This is a genomic window from Pricia mediterranea (genome assembly GCF_032248455.1).
Classification (GTDB): domain Bacteria; phylum Bacteroidota; class Bacteroidia; order Flavobacteriales; family Flavobacteriaceae; genus Pricia; species Pricia mediterranea.
Genome location: NZ_JAVTTP010000001.1, coordinates 590148 through 608154, shown reverse-complemented (window position 1 = coordinate 608154; position 18007 = coordinate 590148). Strand labels below are relative to the sequence as shown.

Sequence of the window (18007 nt, the reverse complement as noted above, 5' to 3'; positions counted from 1 at the left end):
CCGTAGAGGTCGGGCGGCATTTTCGATTTCCGGTGTCGCCTTTGAGGTCTTTTCGGTTCGGGAGGACGGATTTCGGGCCCTTCCGGTCCCGTCGGGACATAGGTCTCCCTCGGGCCTCCTGGCTGCTGGAGGCTCAGGCTGCTTTTGCCAGGCGGGCCGAGGCCATGCGCCTGCCGATCTCAAGGGCGTTGGCGGTGTGGATGCCGAAAAATATCCAGAGGATCTCCGTAGCCTTGGTGCGGGCCCTTATTCTTTTGAGGCCGTAGTGTTCCTTGTCGTTGCCGAAGCTGCCCTCCAGGCGGGCGGCCCTTTCCTTGGTGATGGCCGCCGCCAGTTTCTTACGGTGCCCCTCGTGTTTGCCGGCCCTTCCCTTGCGCTTGAAGTCGGTACGGATACCGTTCCCGGTGGCGAACTTCCGATTTTTGTTGGTCGCGTAGATGGCATCGGCCCCTACGATCTTGACCTTGGTACGGGTCAGGCCCTGCGCGTCCAGGACGGTCTTGCGGAAGCGTATCCCCTCGTGGAAGGCGTCGAAGGATAGGTGCTCGATAAAGCCGATGCCGCCCACCTGGAACTTGTGCACCTTGGCACCGAACTCCACCGGCTTTTTCTCCTTGCCCCTGACGATCGGCCTGACATAGGGCCTGTCAAGGCTGACGATGCGGCCCTCGGGCCGCACGCCGTGGTGGAACAGGGCGTACTGTTGTTCCCGTACCTTCCTGGCCGCGGCCCTGCGCACGTACTGGTCCACGGTGAACGCCAGGCCGTGCTCCCCTTCCATACGGTCCAGTTCCGCCGAGAACTTTTCGGTCAGCAGGAGCAGGGCCCTGGTCAGCGCATCCCGCTTCTTCTTGGTCTTCCTCTTCATCTTGCTGTAGGACACGTACCGCTTTTTCCATTTCAGGTACTTGCTGCGCGGCATGGCGACCTTTTTTTCCCCGCATACCTTTTTGAGCAGCCGGTGCAGCCAGTCGGTACATTCCCAGAGCAGTTTTACATTTGTAGGGTACCGCATGTTGCTCTCGTAGCAGGTGGCGTCCATCGTGACGGAGCCCTTGTCCCCCATGTGCGGGGACCAGTGTCCGTAGAGGGCCTTCTGCAGGGCGTCGATGTCGAGCTTTCCCCCCAGTTCCGACCGTATCTCGCTCACGATCTTGAAGTTTTCCAGACGATCGGCACCGATATAGATGCCGCAGAAGAACTGCCAGTCCAGGTTGCCGTTGAGCCCTTCGACAAGTTTTCTGTCGGAGCAATCCGCATAGTGCTTGAGGAACATCAGGGCGACCTTGCCCCGGGGGGAGAAGATCGCCTTCGGGCCTTTTTTCGCCTCCTTCACACCGAGGGCCGCCACCATGTCGTCCCAGGGCACCGCCCGGTAGATCTTGCCCAGATCGGATTCCAAAAAACGGTCAAAGAAAACTCCCAACTGTTCCTGTTGGGAGGAAAATGAAAAAGTGTGCTGGAAATCGCGGATTCTTCGTATCTTGGACATAACATCTTAGATAAAAACCCCGTTTTTCGAGCTAACGACTCATTCTCGGGGTTTTGTTTACTCTAAGATACGGATTATTACGCTGATAATCAATAGGTTATTTAACTTCTGAATGTCCCTGAGATAATCGAAAATTTCTTGCGCCACCTGTTTCCCTGACATGGCGGTCTGTTCCATAGTCGGGATTTTCCACCGCCCGTGAACACTGACTACTTCCCCGGCCAAGTACATGCCGTCCATTCCGGTTTTTGCCTCGATTTCCTTCCGCATTACGGACGTAGATTTGTGAAAAATTGATTTATCGATGTCCGTTCTCTTGCAAGATGCCTAGTTCCGTCGTTTCTAAATCCGTATGTTGTTGCCTTGTGTCGGTGTATTTGAGATAGACGGGGTAGTCCGGAGATGCCTCCGCCGAAGACCGCTATTTTTTTGTCGTTTCCATTTTTGTTTTTCTAAAAAACCCACCTCCTTTGGGGGTAGAAGAAGGCCGTAATCCATAGGCGTAAAACGGCCAGTTACCATCAAAAAATTCTGTTATTGATCTAGGGTCTGTACCCCGCCACCATTTACGAAGATGACCTGTCCGCTGGTCCAGCTCGATATCGGGGCCGCGAAATACAATACCGCGCCGGCAATGTCTTGGGCTTCGCCCAGTCGATGGATGGGGGTGTGCTTCAGCATCGCTTTTTCAATATCGGGAGTCAACACCGTCTCCAGGGCATGGGTTCGGACCGCTCCGGGTCCAATCGCGTTGATCCGGATGTTATCGGGACCGTAATCGAAGGCCAGGTTGCGGGTCATGTGGTTGACGGCCGCTTTCGAGGAGGCGTAGGCACTGATTGCGGGACTCTTGTTGATCGAGGCCATCGATGACATGTTGATGATGCTGCCGTAACCTTCCTTTTTCATGTGCGGGGCGACCAACTGGCACAGGCGCCACATGCTGAACACGTTCATCTCGAAGACTTTTTTGAACTGCTCGACCTCGATGTCATAGGGACTTTCCTTACCGGCACCGCCACCCCCCACGTTGTTGACCAGAATGTGGATTCCCCCGTATTCCTCAACGGTCTTGTCCACCAGATTGACCAGCGCCTCGTCTTTGGTGACGTCGCAATCCACGGCTATGGTCTTGCCGCCGTTATCGTTAATTTCCTTGGATGTTTTTTTGGCGTCCTCCAAGTTGTAATCGGAAACCACGACGTTCGCGCCGAAAGCGGCCAACATCTCGCAGCTCGCTTTGCCGATACCGTTCGCGCCGCCGGTGACGATGGCGGTCTTTCCTGTTAGATCGAATAATTCATTAGTGTTCATAATACTACTCTTTTAAAAGGTTAATAAATAATAAATGTTTGTCCGGAATATCTCCTAATCAATCAATTTAAATCCAAAATGTCACGTCGAGCGCAGTCGAGACGCTTTGCTTCGACCTTTCGACTGCGCTCAAGGGGACAAAAACTTGCTTTAGAATTTAAAGCGGACAGGACTAACACTAATTTTATTTTGCTGCCCTTAGCGCAGCTCTTATTCTTTTTCGAAAACTGTTTTCCCCTCCTTGATTGTCTCCACCACCTGAATATTCTTGATGGCCATGGGTTCGACCGATAGCGGATTTTTATCTAAAATCACGAAATCAGCCAATTTGCCTTCGGTCAAGGTGCCTTTGGTATCCTCTTCAAAAAACTCGTAGGCGGCATTTTTCGTAATCGCTTCGAGGGCGAGGTAGGGGGACGCCCTTTCCGCTTCGCCGATGACCGCTCCGGAGCGGGACACCCGGTTGACCGCCGACCAAATGCCAAAGAGCGGATTCACCGGGGTAACGGTGTCGTCGGAATGATTGGTAGGCTTTAGGCCTAGGCTGTCAGCAGTGACAATGGGACTCAAAAAGTCGGCGCGATCCCTGCCCAGATTTTTTACGTGTTCATCACCCCAGAAAAAAGCGTGGTTCGTAAAAAAGGAAGGTTGCATCTTGTATTTGACAAAGATCTCCAATTGATCGGGCCGTGCGAACTGGGAGTGGATGACGATAGTACGCCGGTCTTTGTCCAATGCTTGTCCCAATGCTTCACAGGCGTGTTCATGGGCGGCGATGACCATGTCTATGGTGGCGTCGCCGTTGCTGTGAATGAACAGTTGGTTGTCGTTTTGGTATTCGGTTACAAAGAGCTTGTTCAGTTCCTCTTGCGACAGACTGGGCAGTCCCCTGCAGTCGCTTTCGCATCCAGATACAGGGGTCAGGAAGGGTTCGGTAAAGTAGGCCGTTTTCCCTTGGGGCGACCCATCGGCGACTATCTTCGTGCCTTGTACCTTGAACCCGTTGTTATAGGTTCTAAACTGTAGGGTGGAATCCTTAATATTTGCCTCTATATCGTGGTTTCCGCCCAGGGCGATAAGGTCGATCTTTAACTTGCCGGCAGCGGCCTGCTCTTTAAAAAAGGCAAGTCCGTTGCGATCGGTCATTCCGTTGTTCGCGGTAGTGATACCGTTGGAGGCGTAGTAATTTTGAGTGCCTTCGAAGAAGGCCCCTTGCTTGACGGACAGTATCTGCAACATGTTTCCCATAAAGGGATACATGGCGGTTTCCTGCACCAGGCCGTTCGGTTCCTGGGAATCGGGCATGCGGCCGATATTTCCGCCATCGGGATTGGGGGTTGCCGCGGTCACGCCCAGTTTTGCAAGGGCGATGGAATTGGCGACCCCCATGTGTCCGCTGGTGTGTGCCAAGTAAACGGGATTGTTCGGAAGAACGGCATCGATTTCCTTTTTGGTGGGATGCCTTTCTTCCTCTAATTGCCCGTCGTCATAGCCCCATCCGAAAATCCATTCGTCGTCGGGAATGTTGTTATCCGCCTTATAGTTTTTAAGTTTTTCGGCGATATCGGGAATATTGGTAACATCGCCCACCGGTTCGGGATTCAAATCGACCTGCCCCATGGTATTCGATACCATATCGAAGTGACTGTGGGGGTCGATAAAGCCCGGTAATAAGGTCCGTCCGCCCAAATCTACTTTTTCGGCTGTCGGGAAATCTTTTTCCGCGTCGGCAAGGTTCCCGACAAAGGCGATTTTGCCATCTTGTTCGACTATGGCTTCTACTATCTCCGGTCGGTCGCCTTCCATCGTGATTATGGTGCCGTTATGGAACACTTGGCAATTCGCGGTAGCTGTCCTGTCTTGTTTTCCATCGGATTTACAGGCGAATAACAAGGGGATACATACTAGGGATAGAATAATTTTCTTCATCAAATTGTTTTTATCGGTTTATGAAATGTCTTTCCAGTCCGGTGCCGGCGATCTTGGCCAACCATAACTTCGGACTGATGACGTACATGCCCTTTTGGGAAAAGCTCCCGTAGCTGTGGCGTACCTCGGTTTGCAAATTTCGAAATCGCGGAAATTCCGGGCTCTATAAAAGCCTCGCCCCAAACCGATTGCCTTTTCCCGCGGGATTGTCCGCGATGGGGTTGCCTTGGGTAAAGGCGGTACCTTGGCCGAATAGCGCGTTCTCGTCATTATAGAGTCCCACTCCGCCGTTGACCAAAAACTTGAATTGCGATTGGGGGGTCTCATAGAGCAGTGGAAAATCACTGATATTTTTAGAGGCCAGCATCCCTTTTTCTTTGAGACCTGCTTCGCCCTCCACCAGCATTTCAATATAAATGATTATGGTCAGGGGTCGGTTTACCGTGCCGCTTCCCGTTTCGGCATCGTATAGTTCGTAATAGGCATTCTTAACATTGTCTTGTTGGGTGATGCGACTGATGGCCAGATCGGTGATCAAGGGATTAAAGGTCGTTCCCGGTTTAATAAAGCAGGCATTGTAGAAATTATCCAGCTCTTTTTGTGTAGCAGGGGTCTGTAACGAATCCTGTACCAGAACGATACGGACATCGTTGATAAAGCTACCCCTGGCAAGTTGTGGGTTGACCCGCTGGGTCTGTTGCCCCAAAACCGGAAAGGAGCAGAAAAAGAGTATCAGGCAGGCGAAAAGCCCGCCCGATACCCTCAGTGTTCCTATTTTAAAAGTGGACCCCATAATTACGAGGTGGGCATTTTACTTTTATAGACCCCGCCACCGTTCACGGTCAATTCGGCACCTGTGATCCAAGAAGCCGCATCGCTCATCAAAAAGGCCATGGCATAGGCAATATCTTCGGGAAGTCCGCGTCGTTTCATAACGATCCCTTTGACCACGTTATCGATCATCTCTTGGGTGTAGCCCGCTTCTTTTGAAGATTCCCCGTTATCTACCGTCCCGATGATGATGGAATTAAAGCGTACTTCGGGACCGGAGGCCACTGCCATACTGCGCACCATGTTCAACAGTCCGGCCTTGGCGGTACTGTACTCGATAAACTCCGGGGAAGGTGTATTACCGACCATGGAACCCGAAAATACTACGGAAGCGTTGTCCTCTTTCTTCAGATACGGCATGCACAAACGGGTCAGGTTATAGGCGCCCAAGGTGTTCAGTTTATATGCATCCACCATTTTTTCTGTATTGGACCCCCAGAGGTCGGTATAGGCACCCCAACCGACGTTGTTGAGCACCCCGGAAACTTTTCCGAATTTGTCCACCGTAGCCTGTACCAGTTTTTCGATCTGTTTCTCATCGGTCACATCGATTTTGATGCCCAAGGCATTGTTTCCGGATTCTTTGGTAATATCCTCCGCTATTTTTTTGGACCCTTCCTCATTGAGATCGGCCACGACGACGTTGGCGCCCAAGGAGGCGAAAAACCGTGCAGCCTCGCTACCGATGGCGCCCGCACCCCCGGAAATGATGGTGACCTTTCCTTGAAAATCGAATAATTCGTTAATCGTTTTCATTATACGTACTTTTAAGTGTTACTATTGAATTCCAATATGCTATAAAGTGTCGTGGGAGCTAGACACCGTCCGGCTTGTACAGTATTTTCTCTATTATCCTTGCTCCCTTCGAATATCCTCGGCCAAAGCCTCATAGCGCTGTCTTAGCTCTGGGGAGAGCTCTTTGGATGCCTTGTGCAGTTTCCTGAGCTGGAGGGCGAATAAGATGCTGAACAATCCCGCGAAAAGAAAACTTAGAGCAACGAGCACCACAGCACCCATTCCCGCAAAAAGAGGATTCCACAATAGGATAAAGGAAAAAATGGCCCCAAGAATACCAAAGGCGAGGAGCCAGCCCCAGTTATCGCTCCCATACCTTTTGAGGTCTAGCGAAAAGCTGATGGCCGCGACGGAACGGAAGAGTACGACAAAGCCAACGTAAAAGGCCAAGGTGATAACCGACAGCCCGGGGTTCATAAATAGTAATAGCCCGGCAATTAACGTAATGATACCGAAGGCGAGGGACCACCCCCAGTTGTCCAGTTGATGTCGGTTGGTTACGGAAAAAACGATTTCCGCGATGCCCCCTAACAAAAAGGAAATGGCGAAGAGGATAGACAAGGTGAGCAAAGAGGTCATTGGCGACGAGAATACTACGATGCTCACGATGACGAAAAAAATGCCGACCAGCAAAGGAACGTACCAATGTTTTATCGCGTCTTTAATTGATTTTAATAATTGTGTTTCCATAGTAGTATAATTTAGATGTTTATTGTTCTTTTTATAGGGACACCGTCTCATGTTAAGACATGTCAATGGCTGTTCGAGGTAGTCTTCTAAAGGTACCCCGATAGAATCGTTGAATTCGGATTGGAATGGAAAATATAAACGCCTTCTGCAAGTGGTAACAACGACGCTAACAAAGAATTTATACTCTTTCTGTAAGTAAGTTCTTTGTTGGAAAAGCCATTAATGCGTACAGATAAATTCTTATTCCTTTTTCGCTAATAGATTTTTCCGATATCATCAGCGGAAATATACTACTAAAGGAATCGCTATTTATTTTATTGGTCAATGTAAGGTACAGGTCCGAAAGAAGTTTTCATATGATATCTATCAGTTCGGTCCGCAGTATTGTTAATATACTAAAAATAAACCGCCTCGAAAACGGCCAAGGGCGCGCGTCTGCCTACATTAAGGGATAGCGTATCACCGTTTATGGTATAGTTATCCGCTAGTTCAAAGACTTTGAGGAACTTGGACTCGTTGAATTCCACATCGGGACACGCTCTCATGGTAGTCGCCATTTTTGAAAATCTGATTCGGTTGCCTTCTTCCAGTTGGTATTCCCCGGATAGCGTGTTGCACCCGGCAAAACCTTGGACCCGGTTTTCATCGGTCTTCAGGGTAAAATAAACCTCACGTTCTTGATTTTCGGCCATTTGTATATCCTGCCCCTCCAAGGTTTTGAGTTTCCAGTATTTTTCAACGATCTGGTCTCGGACCGGCATCTTTCTAAATACGGCCAGCGGGGCGCGTTTTCCAACGTTGAGCATAAGCTGATCTCCGTTTAGCGTATAGTTATCCGCCAAATTGAAGACCTCCAATACGCCTTGTTCGTTTATTTCGGCATCTGGACATGCCATTCGGGTACTGGCGATTTGCGAGAATTCGATTCGGTTTCCGCTTTGTAAGGAGTACGTACCGCTGAAAAAGTTACATCCGGAATAACCGGTGACGGTCTGACCCGAAGCGTTCAGGATAAAACGGACTTTCTCTCCGTCATGATTGGATTGATCGATGGTGTCCCCCTCCAGCCGGACAAGTTGCCAGGTACTGTTGGTAATATCGTTTGAAGCCATTGTTTTGTCGTCAGTGCTTTGCTGATTCATCTTTTTGGTAGTGGTACAGCTCACCATCGTTAGGGCGATGGCGGCTAGGGTAGCGAATTTTGTTTTCATAATGTTATCCATTGAATAGTTCTGCAAATATAAGTTTTGTTCGTAACAAACCGAACTAATTTTAGCTAAAGTATTGTTAACGTTCATGATAAGGGATAATTTCAATTACCCTAACAAGCTACTTCTGGATTAGGTCGTCTCGCAACGCGACTACGATGCACCTTCATTAGCGCCTTTCCTGACTTTTATCGTTCACCCTTTCCCAAATTCGGCCAACTTTTCGATGGTCTTCTTCGTCAATTTTTGCTGTTCCTTATAGTACTGCTGTACGATGCTGCCGATGGATTTCTGTTTTTTGAATTTTTCGGGATAGTGGAGTTTGTTGAAGCTGTTGAGCTTGTCCAACATGGCTATATCCCTTTCCAAAGCTTGATGGGAGCGTTCCAAGGCCTGTTTGTGGTAATTCTTGGCCACCCTGAAGTAGCGTTTTCTATCACCCGATTTCGTATAGTATTCGACATGGCTCAACTGGGTAAGTACATTGAGGTTGACCGAAGTCGAACTCTTACTGGCCTGAATACTGTCCTTGATTTCATCAAAAGTGAGTCCGTCATAAGAAGATAATGCCAATAACGCATAGATGCGGGCGGCCAACGGGGATAGTCCCAGCCGTTCTTCGTTGATCTGGCCGATTTCTTCAATGAGCTGTTTTTTTTCGTCGGAGGTGGACATGGTTGTTTTGTTTATCATAAAGATAGTATTAGTTTACAACGTGACGAACCATTTAATCCCAATTCTTTGTTACAATTACTTAGCTATCCAAAGTGGAATATCCGAAATCTGGTTGAAAAGATCTTCGGTGACACTGCCGATCAAGAGATTGGAGAAGGGGTTGTTGCCCTTGTCGGTCACTACCAACAGATCCGCACCGGCCCTTTGGGCATGCGTTATGAGGCTATTGGCGATTCCGGGCTCCCGTCCGGGGATAATCCTCTGCCGAATGCCCTCCGGATGTTCCAGATTTTGTATGAATCGGGTACATTTATCGGTAACATGCCTTTCTATTTTTGAGGCCATGCTGTCTGTTGTAAGGTAGGGTGAAAAATGGATAGGCACATTAAAAACATGCGCTGCCGTAAGCTTGGCGGAAACGATGTGCTGAAGGGTCTGGGCTGTTCGCAAGGCCTTTTTCGACCGTTGAGAAAAATCGGTTCCGACCCATATCTCTTTCATTGCCGTTTCAGCATTTTTAGGTACCGCCAACAGGTCGCATTTGAGCAGGCGCAACAGCTTTCCGCTTACGGTACCCGTACTTTTCAGGCTGCTTTTGTTACCTAGGAGTACCACATCGATGTCAAATTTATTTACGATATAGTTAATCAGGGATTCCGTATAGGGATCTTCGGATATCAGCACCTCCCAATTCATTTCGGCCTCGAACAGTGCTTCTACTTTTTCGTTGAGCTCATCGCCCACCACTTTATCAAGATCAATGTCTTTCAATTGTTCGGAAAACAGCTCCGATAGCTCGTATTTTTTGATATTATGAACGAAAAAAACTTTTTCGAGGGGAAAGGTTTTCGCCATAAACGAGGCATAGCGGATGAGGCTTTCATCCATTTTACTGAGGTCCAGCGCTACCAAAATATGCTTCATAGTATTCCTGTTTCAATAGTTCAGTCCGAAAGGGCACCCTTATATTTTTATGAGGCCCAATCCCTTCTTTATTCCCCCTTGGCCGATGCCGATTTCTTCTCCGAGGTCTCGCCGATGCGATTTCTTTTTGTAATGATTTCGGAAAGAATTTCTTCGTAATTCTCCCGTTCTTTCTCGGATTCCTTTTCCTTCAACTTTAAGAAATCTTCCTTCAGACCTTTGTACAGCGAGAAACACATCAACAATAGAATCAAGGCGAAGGGCAGTCCCGATATAATCGAGGCGCTCCGTAATGCCTGTAGGCCCCCGCCCAATAGTAGCACCGCCGCCACCGCCCCCTCGATGACGGCCCAGAAGATACGCTGGCCCACAGGGGCCTCGATTTTACCGCCTGAGGTCAGGCTGTCGATGACCAGGGAACCGGAATCCGAGGAAGTAATAAAAAATCCGGCGATCAAGACGACGGCGACTATATTGATGGCCGCCGCCAATGGGTAATCTTCAAAGAATACGAAAAGGGCCGTCGATACGTCGCTGTTTACGGCTTCCACAATGCCGCTCCCGGCCATGGCCTGTTGTATGGATACACTGCCAAAGGCGGACATCCAGAAGAAGGTCACCAAAGAAGGCACCAAAAGAACGCCCAGAATGAACTCCCGCACGGTACGCCCCTTCGAGATACGGGCGATGAACATGCCCACAAAGGGCGACCAGCCGATCCACCAGCCCCAGTAAAAAACCGTCCAGTCATTCTGCCAGTTGCTTTGCGAATAGGTCTCGCTCCAGGTCGCCGTCTTTATAAAGTTGAACAGATAGCTGCCCGTATTCTCCACAAAGGACCTAAAGATAAAAATAGTGGGCCCCAAGACAACGGCAAGAACCAGCAGGAGCACCGCAATGCGCATGTTCCACTCGCTCAATACCTTTACCCCTTTGTCGACCCCTAAGACGACCGAAATGGTGGCGATAGCGGTAATCACCGCGATAAGCGTAATTTGGGCGATTATACCGTCCGACATCCCAAAAACGAAATTCATCCCCGAGGCGATCTGTTGTACTCCGAAGCCTAGCGATGTGGCCAGGCCGAACAAGGTGGCCAAGACGGCGAAAATGTCGATGACATCCCCTATCCACCCGTATATTTTATTCCCTAAGAAAGGATAAAAAACGGAGCGGATCGTCAATGGAAGGCCCCGTGAATAGGTGAAATAGGCCAGGGCCAGCCCCACCAGCGCATAGGCTGCCCAGGCATGGAAGCCCCAGTGCAGAAAAGTGAAATCCATGGCTTCGCTTGCAGCCGCGACCGAGCCGGGTTCCGTAGTGGCCGGATTCGAAAAATGCAGTACCGGTTCGGCCACCCCGAAGAACAGGAGCCCGATTCCCATGCCCGCGCTAAAAAGCATGGCAAACCAGGACAGGGTCTTAAACTCAGGTTTCGCCCGGGGTCCGCCTATCCGAATCGCCCCATATTTTCCCAAGGCAAGAAAAATCAAAAAAATCAAAAAAATGTTTATGGATAGAATAAAGAACCAGTCCGCATTCTCTGCGACCGCTTGCTGCAGGTAGGCAAAGGTACTTTCCGCTCCGTCGTGGAATATAAGGGTGAGGGCAACACTCAAAACGATGATGAAGGTAGAAATAAAGAAAACGGGACCGTTGACCTTTAGTCCGAATATGGATTCTTTTTCATCGCTACGCTGTATTCTTTTTGCCATAAGGTCTTTTTTTCACGGGGCTTTACAAGATTACAAAACCCTCAATCCCCAAACAAGAAATACGCCTTTATCCTCTTTCCAACTGCTCTAATGGACGTTGTGCCGTAGAAAAAATCATGCCGCCTTCCCTACGTCCGTAATGTCAGTAGCCCGACCGGGATTTTCAACGACCGGATTGATCTATCTTTTTGTTAGGCTCCCCTAAAAAAATTGACAATAATTTAAAAATAGTTTGCCGACGTACTTCGATCCCCTTAATTTTGTGCCATGAAAATGTTGGGCCTGATCTTGTCTATATATTTCTTGGCGCTCAATGTGCTGCCCTGTCAAGACGAACCGGTAACCGAAGATTCGACCCAGACCGAGCTGGTGCAAGATCAGGGTGTCGGTCATGATCATAGCCCCTGTACTTCCGATCTCTGCTCTCCTTTCTGCGGATGCCATTGTTGCCACACCCATAGTACCAAATTCGAGCTGGTCGGTTATGACCCTTACCAACCTGCTTTTCCACAAGCGGACTTCGCCCATTTCGATAGTGCGGGCAACGATTTTCCCCATTCACTTTTTCAACCTCCCCGGGCTTAATTCAGTTTTAATAGGATAGCTACATCCTATCTTGACCTATGCTTTCTTTGCCTAGGTCTAAAGTGCGTGGACCGTTCCTCGGGCGGCTCACGCTATGTCAACTGAATTAAAATTCTACCCATGATCAATCGAATCATTGATTTTTCCATTCACAATAAATTTAGTATCGGGCTCCTTACCTTAGTGCTCATTGTAGGGGGAATTTGGAGCATGACCCAGGTCCCCATCGATGCCGTGCCCGACATCACGAACAATCAGGTACAGGTCATCACCCAAGCCCCTAATCTGGGCACCGAAGATATCGAGCAATTTGTCACCTACCCCGTAGAAGTGGCCATGAGCAATTTGCCCGACGTCAAGGAAATCCGTTCCGTCTCGCGGTTCGGGCTCTCTGTAGTTACCATTGTATTCGATGATGCGGTCGGCACCTTTCTTCCGAGACAATTGGTTTCCGAAAAGCTTATCGAGGTCAGGGAAGAGATTCCCGAGGGCTTCGGAACGCCTTCCATGGGTCCTATTGCAACGGGCTTGAGTGAAATATTCCAATATACGCTTGAAGTGGATGAGGGCTATGGGTATAATGCTACCGAGTTGCGTACGATGCAAGATTGGATCGTACGCAGGCAGATGGCGATGGTGCCCGGGGTCGTGGAGGTCAATGCATTCGGCGGGAACAAAAAGCAATACGAGGTGAGCGTTGACCCACAAGAGCTCCGTGCTATCGGGATTACGATTTCCGACGTATTCTCCGCTTTGAAAAATAACAACCGAAATACGGGCGGGGCGTATATCGAGCGTAACCATCAGGCCAATTTTATCCGCGGCGAGGGCCTGGCGAGAAGCATATCGGATATCGAGAGTATTGTGGTCAAGTCCGAGGCGGGAGTTCCGTTCAAGATAAAGGATGTCGGTGAGGTTACCATCGGCAGCGCCGTACGCTACGGGGCGCTGACAAAGAATGGACAAGGCGAGGCCGTTGGGGGAATGATCCTCATGTTGAAGGGCGCCAATTCGAACGAGGTCATTGAGAACGTGAAGGAAAGAATGGAACAGATCCAACAATCCCTACCCGAAGGGGTGCGGATCGAACCTTTTCTGGACCGGAGCGAACTGATTGCGGAAACTACCGGCACGGTGACCGGAAATCTAATGGAAGGGGGCCTGGTCGTAATTTTCGTTCTGGTGTTGCTATTGGGCAATTGGCGGGGCGGCCTGATCGTAGCCTCCACCATCCCCTTGTCTCTTTTGTTCGCTTTTATCATGATGAACGTGTTCGATGTGTGGGCCAACCTGATGAGCCTGGGCGCCATCGATTTTGGTATTATCGTTGACGGTTCGGTCATCATCGTTGAGGCCATGGTATTTATGATGATGGGTTACGTTAAAAAACGCCGGACCGAGGGGGAGGGCCCTTTAAATATCCAATCCACAAAGGATAAAATCGCCGCAAAAGCTTCTAAAAAAATGATGAACACCGCTTTTTTCGGCCAGTTGATCATTTTGATCGTGTTTTTACCCATTTTGGCCCTTGAAGGGGTCGAGGGCAAGATGTTCCGCCCGATGGCCCTGACCTTTATCTTTGCGATGATCGGGGCCATGCTGTTATGCCTGACCTACGTGCCCATGGTATCCGCCCTGTTTTTGAGGTTGCCATCGAGTAAAGCGATCCCTGGGAAAAATGAAACACGAGGGACTCTCACTCAAGACGAAGCCAAACCGAAGCGAAACTATAGCGATCGTTTTGTGAATTGGGTTGGCCGCAAGTACGAGCCATTATTGGTCAGGTCGCTGCGCTATCGGAAAAGGGTAGTCGGGGTTGCCCTGGCCCTTTTTGCCTTGGCGATTCTTGTTCTTAGCCAGTTGGGGGGTGAATTCATTCCCCAGTTGGATGAAGGGGATATCGCTTTCCACGCCCTGTTGAAACCCGGTAGTTCCCTCTCCGAGACGATTGAGGTCACCACAAAGGTGGAACAGATCGTCAAAGCGGAATTTCCAGAGGCGAAATCGGTAATCAGTCGAATCGGGGTAGCCGATGTACCTACGGACCCCATGCCGATGGACATCGCCGATATCTTTGTCATTCTAAAGCCTCGCGATGAGTGGACCTCCGCCGAAAGCAAGGAAGAATTGGTCGATAAGATCAAAACTGCGGTCAGCATTCTTCCCGGCGTAAATTATGAGTTTACCCAGCCCATCGAAATGCGGTTTAACGAACTGCTGACCGGGGTACGCGAAGATGTTGCCGTTAAACTGTTCGGGGAAGACCTCGACGTGCTGGCCGCAAAGGCGGAGGAAATGGGCAGGATCATCGCGACGGTGCCCGGGGTGGCCGATCTTAAGGTGGAAGCTACCGCCGGCCTACCTCAGATCAACGTTGAATACAACAGGAACAAATTGGCGCAGTATGGCCTTGATATCGATCAAATCAATACTTTGGTGAAAGCCGCATTCGCCGGTGCGAAGGCGGGGGTGATTTTTGAAGGAGAGAAACGGTTTGATCTGGTCGTCCGGTTGAACCAAGAAAACCGTGAGAGCATAGAGGACTTGGAAAATCTTTTCATCAACCTGCCCAACGGCGCTCACATCCCATTACGGGAAATCGCCGATATCCATTATGCCCCCGGTCCGATGCAGATCAGTCGGGACAATACCAACCGGCGTACGTACGTAGGGATCAACATCCGGGACCGCGATGTGGAATCCGTCGTGGAGGATATCCAAACCAAATTGGAAGCCCGGTTCGATCTTCCCGCCGGCTATTACATTCGATACGGGGGTGCGTTCGAAAACCTGGAACGGGCTAGTAATCGGTTGCAAACGGTCGTACCCATTGCCCTGTTCCTCATATTCATACTCATCTACTTCGCCCTAAAGTCGCTATCGCAGACCCTTATGATCTATTTGGCCATTCCGATGGCCACCATTGGCGGGGTGTTTGCGCTATGGCTGCGCGATATGCCGTTCAGTATTTCGGCGGGAGTGGGATTTATCGTGCTCTTCGGGGTGGCGGTGCTCAACGGATTGGTACTGATCAGCGGCTTGAACGAGCTCAAGGAAGAGGGCGTAGCCGATCTAAAAGACCGTATCGTACAGGGCACCAAACGAAGGATTCGCCCGATTATGTTGACGGCACTGACCGATATTCTTGGCTTTATGCCCATGGCGATCTCGATGTCTGCAGGAGCAGAGGTACAGCGGCCCCTGGCGACTGTTGTGATCGGCGGCCTGATTACGTCCACCCTGCTGACCCTTTTCGTGCTTCCTATTTTTTATCAGTATGTCGAGAAGCGTTCGGAGCGGAAGGCGAATAGCAATCCTAAATTTGTAACCGCCGTGGTCGTGGCCGGGCTTTTCCTTTGTCCCTCCCTACTGCCCGCACAAGAGATCGGAAAACAGGAGGCCCTGCCCGAAATTTCCCTGCATAAGGCCGTTGAAATGGCCAAAGCGAACTATCCGTTGCTTAAAACAAAGCGCTTGGAAGTACATCGGCAAAACGCCTTTGACGCAACCGCCTACGACCTTGGCACTACCCGGGTATTTACAGGTGGCGAGGAACTCTCCGATGAAAGGGGCACGTACACGCTCGTCGGGGTAGGACAAAATAATATCGATCTTTTCGGTATCGGGGCTAAGAAACGCTTGCAAAAACAACGGGTCGCTTTGGCAGAGACGGCCCTTGATCTTACCATGCTACAGGTTGAACGGGAAGTAAAAAGGGCATGGTCGCAAGCCCATCGTAAACGCCGGACATGGGAATTGTACAAGGAACTGGATTCGATATACACCCGGTTTGAAAAGGCGGTCGAACTCAATTACGAGGTGGAGGCCATCTCACGATTGGAACGTTCATCCGCCGTAAATCAGGCCTTACAGATCAAGAACAAGCTGCTACTGGCTAAAAAAGAGTTCGCCGTTGCCCTGCAGCAACTCAACCTTTGGCTGGTCTTGCCTGGCGACGGGAAAAATACCCAAACCTATTATTCCGTGCCCGATACGTTTGACGATGATGGAATGGGATTGCTGGAGACGGAAATGGGTTTGGAGGACCATCCCGAGCTCGAAATATCCCGTAACCGGAAGGCCGAGGCCGAAGCCAGTTATCGGGCCGCCCGTGCCGATCTGTTACCTGATTTCAACCTGGAGGCGGGATTTCAAAAAATCAACGATCAAGGAGGATTTTACAAGTATCAGGCAGGCATCTCAATTCCCCTCCTCTCCGGTACGGAACGAAGCCGGGCGAAGGCCGCGAAGATCGATATCGACATCGCCACGGTCAATTCGGATTTCGCCCGTCGCCAACTTCACTCGGACTATCAAGCGGCCGTCCAGTCCTATACTACGTGGAAATCCGCTTGGCATTTCTTCGAGCAAGAAGCCTTGCCGCTGGCGGAGCAACAACGCGAAGGGGCCTTGCTGGCCTATACCGAAGGCGCGGTCGATTATCCCGCATTCACGCAAATTATCCGGGATGCCATAAAGACAGAGATCGACGCCTTGGAGGCCCTTGACAATTATTTATTATCCGTATTCGAACTACACTATTTTAGAGCTGTACCAGATACTCCGGAAACAAGGGACTAACAGTAATTACAAACTAAAAATTATAACAATGAATATTCTATCCAAATACATGATTATAGGAGTAGCGCTGACGCTTTTCAATCTTATGGCCTGCGGCGATTCCGTATCAGAAACGGATCAAAACCGCGAAGATGACCCCGTTGGAGAAATCAACGACCACCCTACAGGGGAAAATGGTTCCAATGGGGAAACGAAGGGCATGCTGTTGACCTCTCAACAATTTGAGGCTTTACAAATGGAGGTCGGTCCCTTGCAAATGCGCAAAATGGGCGGCTACGTCGAAGCCAACGGCCAACTTGAGGTCCCGCCCCAGAGCGAAGCGACCATTACATCTGTCATAGGGGCGAACATCGTCGCCATCGAGGTTATCGAGGGCGATAAGGTCGATAAAGGGCAGACGGTCGCCTATCTGTCGCATCCGAATATCATTCAAAAGCAGACGGATTATTTGAATGCGTACAGCAACAGCCGCTATCTAAAAAAGGAATTCGACCGGCAAGAACGGCTCTACGGGGCCGGAGTAGGTAGCGGCGCCAATTTCCAAAAGTCCGAAGCGGAATATGAGACATCCCGAAGCAGGGCCCGGGGACTGGCGGCCCAATTGCATCAATTGAGTATAAGTCCATCTGGGGTACGTGAAGGCACCATCTATCAGCGGATCGCCTTGCGCAGCCCGATAGCCGGCCACGTGCAAAAAGTCAACATAAAAACCGGGCAGTACGTCGAACCTCAGACCAATCTTATGCAGGTGGTGGACACCCACCATGTACATGCCGACTTGATGGTGTTCGAAAAGGACGTTTACAAGATCGAAGAGGGTCAAAAGGTCACTTTTAGCGTACAATCGGTTCCCGGAAAGGAGCTGACCGCCGAGATATATTCGGTGGGAAAAACCTTCGAACAAGATGCTAAGGCCTTGCACGTGCACGCCGAAATCGAGAACAAGCAGGGCAATCTAATCCCCGGCATGTACATTCAGGGCCGTATTCAAACGAACGATGCCATGACAGAGGCAATTCCAGAAAGCGCTATTGCCTCCGATGGGGAGCGGAGTTTTGTTTTCATGGCCGTACAGGAAGTTGATGCTTGGCGCTTTGTGCCGACCGAGGTGGTGCTGGGGATGCAGGATGGGAATTGGGCCGAGGTTACATTTTTGGAGACCCAGGCTTCCGATGCCCGGTACGCTCAAAATAATGCGTACTATCTTATGGCGGAAATGAAAAAAGGAGAAGCGGAGCATCCCCACTAGGAGACGGTACGACGGGAAA

The 18007-nt window shown here is 50.2% G+C and carries 14 protein-coding genes and 1 pseudogene; 3 read left to right on the top strand and 12 right to left on the bottom strand.

Going from position 1 to position 18007, the window contains the following annotated elements:
* Positions 1-133: 133 nt before the first annotated feature.
* The 12 genes and pseudogenes from RQM65_RS02530 to RQM65_RS02475 all read right to left on the bottom strand — a co-directional run bounded on the left by RQM65_RS02530 (position 134) and on the right by RQM65_RS02475 (position 11573).
* Positions 134-1042 carry a transposase gene (locus RQM65_RS02530; RefSeq protein WP_314012501.1) on the bottom strand — a complete coding sequence of 303 codons (909 nt, stop codon included), beginning with the start codon at positions 1040-1042 and terminating at the stop codon, positions 134-136.
* A gap of 150 nt (positions 1043-1192) precedes the next feature.
* A pseudogene (locus tag RQM65_RS18990) lies at positions 1193-1354 on the bottom strand (hypothetical protein); the annotation flags it as partial.
* Positions 1355-1549: 195 nt separating this feature from the next.
* Positions 1550-1762, bottom strand: coding sequence for a hypothetical protein (locus RQM65_RS02520; protein ID WP_314012497.1), 213 nt, complete (start codon positions 1760-1762; stop codon positions 1550-1552).
* Positions 1763-2026: 264 nt separating this feature from the next.
* On the bottom strand, positions 2027-2806 hold the full coding sequence (locus tag RQM65_RS02515) for a glucose 1-dehydrogenase (RefSeq protein WP_314012496.1): 780 nt from the start codon (positions 2804-2806) through the stop codon (positions 2027-2029).
* Positions 2807-3016: 210 nt separating this feature from the next.
* Positions 3017-4735, bottom strand: a complete 1719-nt coding sequence (locus RQM65_RS02510) for an amidohydrolase (RefSeq protein WP_314012495.1) — start codon at positions 4733-4735, stop codon at positions 3017-3019.
* Positions 4736-4898: 163 nt separating this feature from the next.
* Positions 4899-5528, bottom strand: coding sequence for a hypothetical protein (locus RQM65_RS02505; protein ID WP_314012493.1), 630 nt, complete (start codon positions 5526-5528; stop codon positions 4899-4901).
* Between the two features lie 2 nt (positions 5529-5530).
* A complete protein-coding gene (locus tag RQM65_RS02500; protein WP_314012491.1) occupies positions 5531-6322 on the bottom strand; it encodes an SDR family NAD(P)-dependent oxidoreductase in 792 nt (263 codons plus the stop codon).
* A gap of 93 nt (positions 6323-6415) precedes the next feature.
* A complete protein-coding gene (locus RQM65_RS02495; RefSeq protein WP_314012489.1) occupies positions 6416-7051 on the bottom strand; it encodes an HdeD family acid-resistance protein in 636 nt (211 codons plus the stop codon).
* 395 nt (positions 7052-7446) lie between these two features.
* Positions 7447-8262: an META domain-containing protein gene (locus RQM65_RS02490; protein WP_314012488.1), complete on the bottom strand. Its 816-nt coding sequence runs from the start codon at positions 8260-8262 to the stop codon at positions 7447-7449.
* Between the two features lie 192 nt (positions 8263-8454).
* Positions 8455-8952 carry a GbsR/MarR family transcriptional regulator gene (locus RQM65_RS02485; RefSeq protein ID WP_314012486.1) on the bottom strand — a complete coding sequence of 166 codons (498 nt, stop codon included), beginning with the start codon at positions 8950-8952 and terminating at the stop codon, positions 8455-8457.
* Between the two features lie 57 nt (positions 8953-9009).
* Positions 9010-9858: a universal stress protein gene (locus RQM65_RS02480; protein ID WP_314012485.1), complete on the bottom strand. Its 849-nt coding sequence runs from the start codon at positions 9856-9858 to the stop codon at positions 9010-9012.
* 68 nt (positions 9859-9926) lie between these two features.
* A complete protein-coding gene (locus tag RQM65_RS02475) occupies positions 9927-11573 on the bottom strand; it encodes a BCCT family transporter (protein ID WP_314012483.1) in 1647 nt (548 codons plus the stop codon).
* Between the two features lie 267 nt (positions 11574-11840).
* Here RQM65_RS02475 and RQM65_RS02470 point away from each other — a divergent pair, with 267 nt between their 5' ends.
* The 3 genes from RQM65_RS02470 to RQM65_RS02460 all read left to right on the top strand — a co-directional run bounded on the left by RQM65_RS02470 (position 11841) and on the right by RQM65_RS02460 (position 17988).
* On the top strand, positions 11841-12158 hold the full coding sequence (locus tag RQM65_RS02470) for a DUF6660 family protein (protein WP_314012481.1): 318 nt from the start codon (positions 11841-11843) through the stop codon (positions 12156-12158).
* Between the two features lie 120 nt (positions 12159-12278).
* Complete coding sequence (locus RQM65_RS02465; RefSeq protein WP_314012479.1) at positions 12279-16739, top strand: CusA/CzcA family heavy metal efflux RND transporter; 4461 nt, start codon at positions 12279-12281, stop codon at positions 16737-16739.
* A 28-nt stretch (positions 16740-16767) separates the two neighbouring features.
* Positions 16768-17988 carry an efflux RND transporter periplasmic adaptor subunit gene (locus tag RQM65_RS02460; protein WP_314012477.1) on the top strand — a complete coding sequence of 407 codons (1221 nt, stop codon included), beginning with the start codon at positions 16768-16770 and terminating at the stop codon, positions 17986-17988.
* Positions 17989-18007 lie beyond the last annotated feature (19 nt).